This is a genomic window from Methylomonas subterranea, from assembly GCF_024505185.1.
Taxonomy (GTDB): domain Bacteria; phylum Pseudomonadota; class Gammaproteobacteria; order Methylococcales; family Methylomonadaceae; genus Methylomonas; species Methylomonas subterranea.
This window is the reverse complement of record NZ_JANIBJ010000067.1, coordinates 1-7,698: the sequence shown is the minus strand read 5'-3', so window position 1 is coordinate 7,698 and position 7,698 is coordinate 1. Positions and strand designations below refer to the sequence as shown.

9 protein-coding genes are annotated in these 7,698 nt (G+C 52.4%); 5 read left to right on the top strand and 4 right to left on the bottom strand.

The genetic code is table 11. The annotated features are described in order from the left end of the window. Window positions 1-41: 41 nt before the first annotated feature. From NP590_RS20000 to NP590_RS19985, 4 genes are read right to left on the bottom strand one after another with little or no spacing between them, the layout of a single operon-like run. A complete protein-coding gene (locus tag NP590_RS20000) occupies window positions 42-824 on the bottom strand; it encodes a CpsD/CapB family tyrosine-protein kinase (protein ID WP_256604509.1) in 783 nt (260 codons plus the stop codon). A gap of 16 nt (window positions 825-840) precedes the next feature. Then, window positions 841-2,586: a GumC family protein gene (locus NP590_RS19995; RefSeq protein WP_256604508.1), complete on the bottom strand. Its 1,746-nt coding sequence runs from the start codon at window positions 2,584-2,586 to the stop codon at window positions 841-843. A 1-nt stretch (window position 2,587) separates the two neighbouring features. Continuing rightward, a complete protein-coding gene (locus NP590_RS19990) occupies window positions 2,588-3,898 on the bottom strand; it encodes a porin family protein (RefSeq protein WP_256604507.1) in 1,311 nt (436 codons plus the stop codon). A gap of 24 nt (window positions 3,899-3,922) precedes the next feature. Beyond that, window positions 3,923-4,582: a polysaccharide biosynthesis/export family protein gene (locus NP590_RS19985; RefSeq protein WP_256604506.1), complete on the bottom strand. Its 660-nt coding sequence runs from the start codon at window positions 4,580-4,582 to the stop codon at window positions 3,923-3,925. A gap of 220 nt (window positions 4,583-4,802) precedes the next feature. Between NP590_RS19985 and NP590_RS19980 the strand changes: the two genes are divergently transcribed. Genes NP590_RS19980 through NP590_RS19960 form a run of 5 tightly spaced genes read left to right on the top strand, consistent with a single transcriptional unit; the run spans window position 4,803 to window position 7,594 of the window. Beyond that, window positions 4,803-5,162 carry a HopJ type III effector protein gene (locus tag NP590_RS19980; protein ID WP_256604505.1) on the top strand — a complete coding sequence of 120 codons (360 nt, stop codon included), beginning with the start codon at window positions 4,803-4,805 and terminating at the stop codon, window positions 5,160-5,162. Continuing rightward, window positions 5,152-6,207 (top strand): NAD(P)/FAD-dependent oxidoreductase, encoded by a 1,056-nt coding sequence (locus NP590_RS19975; RefSeq protein WP_256604504.1) that lies wholly within the window; start codon window positions 5,152-5,154, stop codon window positions 6,205-6,207. Before NP590_RS19980 ends, NP590_RS19975 begins: the two co-directional genes overlap by 11 nt. Then, complete coding sequence (gene mnmM / locus NP590_RS19970; RefSeq protein WP_256604503.1) at window positions 6,185-6,760, top strand: tRNA 5-(aminomethyl)-2-thiouridylate-methyltransferase MnmM; 576 nt, start codon at window positions 6,185-6,187, stop codon at window positions 6,758-6,760. Before NP590_RS19975 ends, mnmM begins: the two co-directional genes overlap by 23 nt. Window positions 6,761-6,801: 41 nt before the next feature. Next, entirely contained in the window at window positions 6,802-7,113 is a 312-nt protein-coding gene (gene ppnP, locus NP590_RS19965; protein WP_256604502.1) for a pyrimidine/purine nucleoside phosphorylase, read from the top strand. Window positions 7,114-7,120: 7 nt separating this feature from the next. Beyond that, entirely contained in the window at window positions 7,121-7,594 is a 474-nt protein-coding gene (locus NP590_RS19960) for a LabA-like NYN domain-containing protein (protein WP_256604501.1), read from the top strand. The last annotated feature ends 104 nt before the right edge of the window (window positions 7,595-7,698 follow it).

The window sequence follows — 7,698 nt, the reverse complement described above, 5'->3', positions numbered from 1 at the left end:
TTTGCCGCGCAAGGCGGCAAACCGGGTATTTAGCCGCTGACTCAGTCTTTAAAAGGAATTTTGTGGTCGGTCGATTTATTGAAAACCGTACCCAGTACATTGGTATCTTTCAACAGCGAGGCGGCATGCTTTAATTCGTCGGTTTTGGTTTTGCCTTCCTCAACCACCAGCAATACGCAATCGACATAGGGCGAAAAACCCAGGGCATCGTCGTGGGATAAAATCGGCGGCATATCGAAAATGATCATGCGGGAAGGATAACGGCTTTTCAGTTCATTGACCAAACGCACCATTTTCGGCGAACGCAGCATCTCGGTCGAATTAAACAGCGGCTTACCAGCCGGTAAAACCACCAGTCGATCGATGCCCGGATTGATCAACATCGAACTGATTTCCTGGTCGTGCAGCAAATAATCACTGAGACCGCTATCGGTTTGCATGCCGAACAAACCGGCGATGGCCGGATTCATGAAATTCGCATCCACCAATAAAGCCGTCCTGTCCAGCTCCATGGCGATGCTGATTGCCAGATTGGCTGCGGTCAGACTGTTGCCGGTGTCGCCGCTGGTGCTGGTAATGGCCAGTGTTTTCCATTCCATGGCGTCCATGCTTTGCAAACAGCGGGTACGCAGCATTCTGTATGCTTCCAGCCAGGGGCCGGGCTTGAAGGCCGAAATGATCCGGTTTTCCCTCAGCAGTTCTAGATTGGCCGACTGAACGCGGGTTTGGCTGTAGGCAATGTTGATGCCGTCTTGATTGGCTTTCGCCGCTTCGGCGGCCGAGGGTTGTTGATTTTTGTCCGCTAGTGTCTGAATGGAATTCATGGCTGATCTCTATGGGTTATAAGCCGCCCGCAACACGGAGTAATTTGTACCAAAATACATCCAGTGGCATGAACAGGAAGTGGAAAAGCAAGATGGCGGCCAAGGCCGAAATCAAGGCGCCCAGCATGAACATGCGGCGCTGAGCCTGATATTTTTGCCTTTCGGCGCGGTTTTCCAGGTAGGGGATGGTGGCCAAGGGAGCAACGCCGAGCATATTCGTGATGGTTTTTTCGCTGTGTATGCTGGCATCCATCATTTCGGCCAAGGCCACCGAGCCGAAGCCGCCGGCAACCGCCAGCACAAAACCCAGGAATAAAATGGCGATTCGGTTGGGGCTGACCGGCTCCAGGGGTTCTTGCGGCGGATCGATCAAGGTGAAGCGCTCGCCTTTCTTTTCAAGTTCCAGCTGTTGCGAGATCTGGGCTTCCATTTCCCGCGCGCTGACTTCCTGGTAGCGTTGATTGGTATTATTCAACTCCTGCACCAGATCCATGTAATCTTTTTCCACCAACGGCGATTGCATCAGATTGGCGCGTAATTCCTCGATACGGGTTTTGAGTTTGCCGCGGGTGACGTCTATGGATTTGATGTCCGAGTTCACCGCTTCCAGCTGGGATTTGAGGGTGATGTAGGCCGGGTTGTCCGGTTCTATCGCTACATTGGAGTAATTGCCTTGGCTGGCTTCGGTCAGTGCTTGCCGCAAGGAAGAGATCTGCTTTTGCAATTTGACGACGTCCGGATGTCTGTCGGAATATTGTTTCAGCAGCGTGGCCAATTCGGCTTTCTTCTCGGTTAGTTCCGCATTCAGCTTGTTCAAATCGGCGTTTGAGCCGAGTTCATTTTGCAGGGATTCGATTTCCCGCTTGGTTTTAACCACATCGGGGTGGTTGTCTGAGTAACGCGCCAGCAGGGAAGGATATTGGGATTGCAATTCCTTCAGGCGGTCTTTCATGCCGAACACGCGGACCCCCGCCGCGTTGGTGGCCATGGCATTGGGGTCTATCTGCGCCAATTGGCCTTCCAGGTAAAAACGCCTGTCCAGCGCGTTGCGTTCCTGGGTATCCAGGCTCATCAGCTGGTTGTTCAACGCGGTCAATTCCTGCTGGTTCAACTGGTTGACTTCCGGCAATTGATGCAGATTTTGCTCCTTGAACGACGCTAATTTGGATTGCAGCTCCTGAATTTTGGCTTTCAGACGACGTGCCTCTTCGCTTAAAAACAGGGCGGCGTTTTCCGCGGATTCGGTGCGTGATTTGATATTCTCCTTCAAAAACAAGGATGTCAACTCATTGGCGACTTTTTGCGCCAGAACCGGCGAATGATCGTCGAACTGCAAGACGAAGGCGATGGTGGCTTTGGTTGGAGTACCCCGGCGCGGATCGATCACATCGGCGCTGATGGTGTCGACTTTGATGCGTTCGCGCATTTTCGCCAAAACCACCTCTTCGGTTTTGGATTTGCGGTCGTCGGCGTATAAATCGTATTTCTTGATGATTTCCACCAGATTGCCGCGCGACATGATACGTTGGCTGATGACCTGGATACGCTGGTCGGCAAACGTCGTGACGGTGGATTTGACCAGTTCCGAGGGAATTTCCTGTTCCTCGATTAGAATCGTTGCGGCGGAACGGTAACTGGAGGGTAGGGCAACCGCAAGAATGATGCTGAGCAAGGCAATGACAATCAGTGGAATGATCAGGATTTTGCGGCGCTTTTTGACTATCTTCAGATAATCCTTGATGTCGGGAGTTTGATTTTCCACGTTATTTCACCTGGCGATTGATTTGTGGTTGGTAAGAAAATTGTAACTGCAGATTGTTGCCGAAAGCAGTATCGTTGATGGAGCCGAATTCCAATTGCCGGTAGGTATAGGATAGGCTCAAGCGGATTTCCGGAGTCCACAGCCATTGGATATTGGGCGTCAGTGAGATCATGGTTCTGCTGTTGTTGATAGCGTTATTGTTTGTACCGATTGACTCGGATAGCAAATAATCGGCTTTTATACCCGAGCTCCAACGTTCGCTGATGGCGTAATTGGCGCTGGCCGAGAATGATGTCGTGTTGCGTTGGCCGGCGGTACTGGCGGGAGAGAGTTGCCGAGCGCCATTTAAATCGATGCTGCCCCAGTCGTACTTGCGATTGAAATTACCTGAAAATACGTTGCCGCTGGTTTTAAAGGATTGGTCGCTGACCGTCGGTTGTTGGGAAAACCCAAAAAGTTCGGGAGGCAGGCCTAAAAAATCAATGTTCTGTGTGACGCTGCTGTCCGTGGAGGTATCGCGAATACCCGCCGACAGCGAAACACGCGTGCGTTCATCGTAGGCATATTGAAAGCCGGCTTGGTAATTAAACGTGCTGGCTTCCTGGCTAAAACTGGATTCAACCGGGAAACGGAATGGCGGAATTCTCAATACGCCGGGGGGATTATCGCCCGCTGTGGAGAACAAGGCATAGGCTCCGGTCAGATTGAGCGAAAACCGTTCCGTGAAACTGTGCGTATAGGTGCCGCTATATTGTTGATTGCGGTAATCGGAGAAGGCCCTGCTGGTAGTCAGGCCAGGGGTTTTTTCATAACTGACGTCGGTGTAATTGTAGGCCAACTGAAGCGCGTTACGCTCGTCGAAGTTGTAGGTAAAAGTCGGCGAAAAGGATATCGATGTTCGCGGAATCTGAATCTGCAAATTAAAGGCGTTATCGGTCAGATCCAACTGGGTATTGATGGTCGATTGTTCGGCATACTGCGCGGAAAGTTCGGCCTTGAAGCGTTCGCCGAAATAATCCTGCTTGAGATTGGCGATTTTTTCCGAAAAATTCAAATCGGATTCGCCGTGATAAATCAGCTCGTTCCATTTGAAGGTGGTGTTCAGGGTGTGGTTTTCCGCTATGTAACCCAGCAATATGCCGGGAGACAAGGTGGTAATGAAATTGTCGCGCGCTGGGTTGATTTGCATGCGCAAATTATCGGTATAACGTTCCGATGCTCCGAAATTAGGCTCGAACAGCCAATCAAAGGCGTGGCTGTTGTGGCTGAACAATGCCATGACCGGAAGCAACAGCTTCGTGGTTGATTTCATGAAAGCAAGTCCCTACCTTAGTCCTTAAGGTACGGTGATCGTATCTCCCGGTTCCAGCAAAATGTTTTGCTGTAAATCCTCGCCATCCATGACGTTGCCGTAATCGAACGGAAATACCTTGATCTCGTTGCCGACCCGGCGTTGAATGTTGATATTGCTTTCGTCGGCAAACACGGTCAGACCGCCCGCCAAGCTCAGGGCTTGCAGCACGTCCAGACGTCTACCGGCAAATACCTGTCCCGGCTTGTTAACCTTGCCGATCACGAAAATGGCGTTGCCCTGATTATTCAATAATTTGACGCTAACCGAAGGGTCGGCAATGAAATCGGCCAGTTTGACGGCCACAAGCTCTTTTAGGTCGTTGATGGTCCTGCCGGCGGCGGTAATGGTGCCGATCAAGGGATATACGATATTGCCGTCCGGACCGATCAGAAATTGCTGCTGTTGCAGGCCTTCTTCCTTCCAAACCGTGACCTCGACCGCATCGCCGGGGGACAGCAGGTAAGTGGCCAATGTTTCCGGATCTTTAAGCACGACGACATCGGTTTTGTCGGCGGTCTGAGGAATTGCCGTTTCGGATTGTGTTTGCGGAAGGGCGGTGGTGTTTAGCGGAAACTCTGTTTGGGCGAAGGTGTTACAGGCAACGAACGCAAAAATCAAAAAACTTATAAGTTGCTGTTTCAAAACGTATTCCTTTATGAATTGTGAAATTGTGATCCGTACGCTCTTTACAATACGGCATAGAAAAACCCATAGTGTATAGACGAAATGTAACAGTATTTTTAAAGCTGTTGCAGCGGCCCGCGGGTTTTATAATAAGCCTTTCCGTCCGGGAAGCAGGCCGATTATTGCGTTGCCATTATAAGGCAGCGAATTTAATAAGCCAAAGCATTAGGTATTTTTAATGAAATTAAAAGATTTTATCGATCAAGTGGTTGCCGGCCAAGCCGTTGATTTCCAAGACACCATGGCCGTTATTGCCGAGCATTACGATTATCGGCCGTGCGAATTCACTAACGGCATTCAACAGCCCATGCGAAATGCGGCGGGACAGAACGAGGGCTCGTGCAAGATTTTTGCCTTTGCCAGCTTAAACGGCTTGGATCAGGCGAGGACGCTGGGTTTGTTCGGCGATTACTACCGCAAGGATGTGCTGGAAAACCCGGAAGGAACCGATCATCAAAACATCCGCACCTTCATGCGCGACGGCTGGGCGGGCATTACGTTTTCCGCCGAGGCCTTGACGCCCAAAAATGCGGATTGATGTTTTAATCGTCGGTCAGGGCTTGGCCGGCAGTTTACTGGCCTGGACACTCATGCGGCAAAACCAACGGGTGATGGTGATCGACAACGGTAACGAAAATGCCTCGCAAGTCGCCGCCGGCCTGATCAACCCGGTGACCGGGCAGCGCTTGGTGAAAAGCGCGGAGATTGATGAGTTGTTGCCTTCTGCCATGCAATGCTACAGGCGCTTGTCCGAAGCCTTTCAACAGCGCTTTTTTGTCGAATTGCCGATGCTGCGGTTGCTAAAAAACGCCCGCGAACGCCGGCTTGCCGAGCAGCGTTTAAAGCAGCCGGAATACCAGGCGTTTTTGACGTCTTATACCGATAAATCGTCTGCATCGGGGATTCCGCATGCTGCCTTGTGGCAAAGGCAAACCGGATATTTACAAACCGGCTTGCTGTTGTCGCGGCTGCGGGAATTTTTTATAGCCAACGCCAGTTACCGGCGGGATTCATTCGATTATGATGGACTGATGCTGCGCCCCGAATTGGCTTGGCGGGAGTTTACCCCACGGCATCTCGTGTTTTGCGAAGGTCATCATGGCCGGCAAAATCCCTGGTTCGGCGGTTTGCCGTTTCAGCCGGCCAAGGGCGAAATCCTCAGTTGCCGCGGCCCGCTAAACCGTCCGGAACACATTATCAATTTCGGCCATTGGTTGATCCCCACCGAAACCCAACACTTTAAACTGGGGGCGACCTTCGAGCCCGGAATTACCGATACTCAGCCTTCCGCACGGGCCCGGCGGGTTTTGCTGCAAAGCCTGACCGCGGTGCTACCTGATTTACAAGTCGTCGAAGTCCTGTCGCAACAGGCGGGGATCAGGCCGACCACGCTCGATAAACAGCCTTTTGTCGGGTCGCACCCACGGCACGCCAATCTGCATATTTTCAACGGTTTCGGCGCCAAGGGCAGTCTGGCTATTCCCTGGCACGCGGAGCGATTTGTCGCCGCCTTGCGTCGGCAGGCATTGCCGCCGGCAAGCGCCAACATCCAACGTTATTATGCAACGCATTTCCCTGCTTGAAACCGCCCACGACTTGGTAGGCGCATGCCTGCAAGGCGGCGATGCGGTCATCGATGCCACCGTGGGCAATGGGCACGATACCGCTTTTCTGGCCGAGGCAGTGGGTGCGGGCGGGCACGTCTACGGCTTCGATATACAGGCCAAAGCCCTGCACTCGACCCGTCAACGCCTGCAACAATTCGGATTGGCTGCCCGGGTGACCTTGTTCGAGGCCAGTCATGCCGATATGCTCCGACTGATTCCCGAGCCATTACACGGCCGCATCAAGGCCGTCATGTTTAACTTGGGGTATTTGCCGGGCGCGGATAAATCCCTGATCACTCAAACCGGCTCCACTTTGCGGGCCATGGACGCCGCCCGCCATTTATTGGCCGCGCCGGGCATTGTCACGGTGCTGGCCTATCCCGGCCATGCCGGCGGCGATGAAGAGACCCGTTGTCTGACGGCTTGGTTGGGCCAGCTCGATTCCAGGCGATTTTCCGTTGAAACCTTATACAGCCACCATCATCAAGAAAGCGCGCCAAGGCTTTTTGTGATTAAACAAACCGCCTGATCTGCTATCATGCGCCCCTTTTTCACCAGCAGATAGGCGCCATGTCAGAATTTAAAAACGTCACCATCGTCAAACAAGCCAACGTATATTTCGATGGCAAAGTGAATAGCCGCACCATTTTGTTTGCCGACGGCGGCAAAAAGACTCTGGGCTTCATGCAGCCTGGCGAATATACCTTCAATACCGCCGATCCCGAGCTGATGGAAATTTTGGCGGGCGAGCTTGAGGTGCAATTGCCCGGTTGCGCTTGGCAAACTGTCAAGGGTGGCGAATCGTTCAACGTACCGGGTAACTCCGCCTTTACGATGAAAGTCAAAGTAGCCAGCGATTATTGTTGCTCGTTCATAAAATAAAGCCGACATGCATAAGGTGGCGATTTTTGCCGATGTGCAAAATATTTATTACACCTGCCGGCATCGCTACCAAAGGCATTTCAATTACAAGGCGTTTTGGCAACTGGCCACCGCTCAGCGTAGCGTCGAGGCGGCTTATGCCTATGCGATAGAAAGAGGCGACGCCAAGCAGCGCGGGTTCCAGCAAATCCTCAAGGACATCGGTTTTCAAGTGAAACTGAAACCCTATATTCAGCGCCATGACGGTTCCGCCAAGGGCGATTGGGACGTCGGGATTACCCTGGATGTATTGGAATTGGCCGAACGGGTGGATACGGTGATTTTATTGTCGGGCGACGGCGATTTTCAGCTGTTGCTGGAAAGGGTCCGCCGGCGTTATCGGGTAAGCTCGGAAGTCTATGGCGTGGCCGGTCTGACGGCTCAGACCCTGGTAAATGCCGCCGATAAATTTGTTGCGATAGAGGAAGGTCTGTTGATTTAGGCTGGATTCGGTATGCTCGCGTATTTGACGAGTTCCCGCGCAGAGCGCTCGCCGTTTATACAGCCGCTTGCCGGAATTAGCCCGCCCTTGCTGCCGCCGGGCGG

Bases quoted from the DNA above. Each gene is read 5' to 3' on its own strand.
- NP590_RS20000 (WP_256604509.1), bottom strand. From the start codon at position 824: ATGAATTCCATTCAGACACTAGCGGACAAAAATCAACAACCCTCGGCC.
- NP590_RS19990 (WP_256604507.1), bottom strand. From the start codon at position 3,898: ATGAAATCAACCACGAAGCTGTTGCTTCCGGTCATGGCATTGTTCAGC.
- NP590_RS19980 (WP_256604505.1), top strand. From the start codon at position 4,803: ATGAAATTAAAAGATTTTATCGATCAAGTGGTTGCCGGCCAAGCCGTT.
- NP590_RS19975 (WP_256604504.1), top strand. From the start codon at position 5,152: ATGCGGATTGATGTTTTAATCGTCGGTCAGGGCTTGGCCGGCAGTTTA.
- mnmM (WP_256604503.1), top strand. From the start codon at position 6,185: ATGCAACGCATTTCCCTGCTTGAAACCGCCCACGACTTGGTAGGCGCA.
- ppnP (WP_256604502.1), top strand. From the start codon at position 6,802: ATGTCAGAATTTAAAAACGTCACCATCGTCAAACAAGCCAACGTATAT.
- NP590_RS19960 (WP_256604501.1), top strand. From the start codon at position 7,121: ATGCATAAGGTGGCGATTTTTGCCGATGTGCAAAATATTTATTACACC.